The sequence below is a fragment of the Streptomyces sp. KLMMK genome, from assembly GCF_036961605.1.
GTDB classification, from domain to species: domain Bacteria; phylum Actinomycetota; class Actinomycetes; order Streptomycetales; family Streptomycetaceae; genus Streptomyces; species Streptomyces telluris.
Genome location: NZ_JBAMDC010000593.1, coordinates 1 through 2,895 on the forward strand (window position 1 = coordinate 1; position 2,895 = coordinate 2,895).

Annotated in this window: 2 protein-coding genes and 1 pseudogene; 1 reads left to right on the plus strand and 2 read right to left on the minus strand. The window is 63.5% G+C overall.

Features of this window, described 5'->3' with window-relative positions; genetic code table 11:
• Positions 1-139 (minus strand): group II intron maturase-specific domain-containing protein (locus V7793_RS36010; RefSeq protein ID WP_336013889.1); only part of this gene is annotated, 139 nt, incomplete at its 3' end.
• A gap of 372 nt (positions 140-511) precedes the next feature.
• Here V7793_RS36010 and V7793_RS36015 point away from each other — a divergent pair.
• Positions 512-1,468: an IS5 family transposase gene (locus V7793_RS36015; protein ID WP_336013888.1), complete on the plus strand. Its 957-nt coding sequence runs from the start codon at positions 512-514 to the stop codon at positions 1,466-1,468.
• A 676-nt stretch (positions 1,469-2,144) separates the two neighbouring features.
• Here V7793_RS36015 and V7793_RS36020 read toward each other — a convergent pair.
• Positions 2,145-2,895 (minus strand): annotated as a pseudogene (locus tag V7793_RS36020) (hypothetical protein); the annotation flags it as partial.

The following is a 2,895-nucleotide window of genomic DNA, read 5'->3' on the forward strand; positions in this document are numbered from 1 at the left end:
ACTTCTTCCGCGCCCATCGCATCAGGTAGGTGTTGATGCGTCGCAGGAAGGGATACCACTGCGACCGGTAGAACCGGCCGTAGTACGTCATCCAGCCCGACACAATCGGATTGATCCAGACTGACCTTGCGGGCGTGATGTCGTAGGGGCTGACAGCTGTTGGTTACCGCAGTACGTCATGACGCATGAGGTATCCGCAAGGTGGTGGCCTGACTGCAGAGCGGACGTGCGTTTCGCGAGCGTATCCGGATGGAAGCGGTCGCGGTGTTCATGGTGGGACGGGAACGCCCGAGGTCGCGAAACATCTGCGGGTCAGTGTCAGTCCGGTGCAGAGTTGGCGTTGTGACTGGCGGGAGGGTGGCGAGCCGGCCCTACGGAGCCGGGGATCAGCGGCTTTGCCGAAGCTGAGCGAGGCCCTGGTCGCGGTGCTCGAGTCCGCGCTGGTCAGGGGGCCGGTGGCTCAGGGCTAGTCCGGTCAGGCCTAGACCCTGCATCGGCCGCCGGTTCCACCATGTCCCTCTCGGCCATCGCGCAGATGCTCCACCGGCACGGCTGGAGCCACCAGGTCCCCGCCCGACGCGCACGGGAACGCGACGAGGACGCGGTGGCCGGCTGGGTGAAGGAGACCTGGCCGCAGGTGGAAACACCGCGGAGGCGTCCGGCGGGCCGGTGGATGTGGATTGCGAGGCGGCGGACGGTTGGCGAAGATTCCAAGCCTTGGCGATGCGCTCCCGTTCTCGGCGGCGAACTTGGCCACTCCGGTCGCACACCCGAACCAGCCGAACCGGACGGCGGGCTTGGCCTGGACGCTGGGGTCCAAAAGCCCGACGACCTCGCGCAGCGCGTCCTGATCGCCCGCCTCGACGCGCTTGATCAGCCGCTCGGGAATGGAGCTGATGACGTTGACCGCACGCTGCAGTACGGTCTCCCCATCGGCGTCGCTACACCAGACAGGTCGGCATCGGGCACGAAGAGGGCGGAAATCGCGTTCGGCGTGCTGTTCAGGCGTGTGGTCGGCGGCCATCGCCGAGCCGGACAGTCCTGTGCGTCCAAGATGCACATCCTGTCCGATGCGGGCGGACTGCCCCTCCGTGTCGGCCTCTCCGCAGCCAACACCCACGACAGCCTCGCCCTAAAGCCGATGCTCTCCCATTTCCACATGGGACACGAATCCCACGCCGCAGAATCCAAACCGCAACGGCTCCACGCCGACAAGGCCTACGACGTCCCCCACCTGCGAAGTTGGCTGTGGGGCAAGCATATTGGCGTCCGCATCGCCCGCAAGGGCATCGACTCCAGCGAGCGCCTCGGCCGGCGGCGCTGGGTGATCGAGCGCACCATCGCGTGGCTGACCGGCTACCGCCGCCTCACCATCCGCTACGAACGCCACCCCCTCAACTACCTGGCCTTTCTCGGCCTCGCAGCGGCGATCTGCTGCTACAAACGACTTCTCAAACTCACCATGTAGGACACGGTCTAAAAACCTCTCACTTGGTATACGCGTACCAGATCAACGAGCCGCAGGGCCGGAAGCCACATTGTTTTCTGCAAGCCCTTAGCTCCTCCCAATAAGCTCCGACTGTCTAGGGTGGCTCGAGAAGCAACCCCATCAACCGGAGCTTTTTCGCTAATCGCTCAACCGACGCGACAGCTGGTTCCTCTCAATGACCTGGCGGGCGACAATGATCTCGAGTGCAACCAACGGTTTCGCACCCGTGCTCCGTTGGGGTGCAATTGCACGAGCGATCAGTGTTTTCCACCATGTGGCGAACCCTGCTGTCACTGTCACTTTCATAGGAAGGGGCCATTCGAAAATCGAGATCTACTTCGTTCGCCTCACTCATTATTCTCCTCCTCAGATTAAGAACTCCATCGAGCGTCAGAGGGTTTTTTCGACCGAGTCACCACTTGTAAGCCTGCCCTGACTATGGGGTTCGCCTAGACTCTCCCAGCGTGACATATTATTGATGAGGTCGCAAACTGGGAAGGAAGCTCGAATTCCCCCTCACGCACGTCTTGGTTCTTTAGGCGTTAAACTTTCGAGCGGCGTCCGGCTTGACGGCCTCGTCCATAGTCGATCAAGCTTGGCAGCCGCACAGCCGCACAGCCGCACAGCCGCTCGAGCGACATGTTTGTGACAGGTTTCAGTGGGGTCTGGCACAAGTTCCGTGACGCGGACACGCAGCGTCACGCGAGCAGAACGCGTTTGCGAAGGAGTGGGAAGCCAGCGCGGCCGAACATCTGCCGCTTGAGCATCTTGATCCTGTTGACTGCTCCTTCCACTGGTCCGGAGTTCCAGGGGTGGTGAGCCCGGCGGCGACGGCGTCATAGTCGGTCTCCAAGTTCGCTGCAAACGTGCTGATGCCTGGCAAGTTGGACCTCATGGCGTCGGTCATCCACTCGGGTAGCCGGTGGCCGTCGAGCGTGGTGAGCATCTCGGCGAACGAGCTGATCAGGACTGCTGCTGCCTCCAGCTCCGGGCACCGGGCGAGCACCCTCTTCCGGGCGAGCTGTTCCTTCTGGTCGAACGTGGCGGGATGTCTGGTGAGCCAGCCGGTGACCTGCCGGATGGACGGCGCGGCCGGTGCCGGCGGAGCGTTGCCCGCAGCGGGCAGAGCGCGCAGAATCCACTGGCTCACGGTCGTGTAGCTGCCACGGAAGCCGCGTTCGGTGATCTCGCCGTGCAGCGCGCGGACGGTGATCCGCCCGTTCGTCTCGCTCCACCGCGTCTCCAAGTAGCCCCTGAACGGGTTGAGTTTGCTTGAATGAGGATGCTTGTGGCCTTTGACCATGTCCTGCCACCGGGCGGCGCGGGCATACCGCTGGACGGTGTGCCGACCCCAGCCGAGATGCCGGGCGATCTCCCGTAGTCCCAAGCCCTGCCCGAGCAGCTCG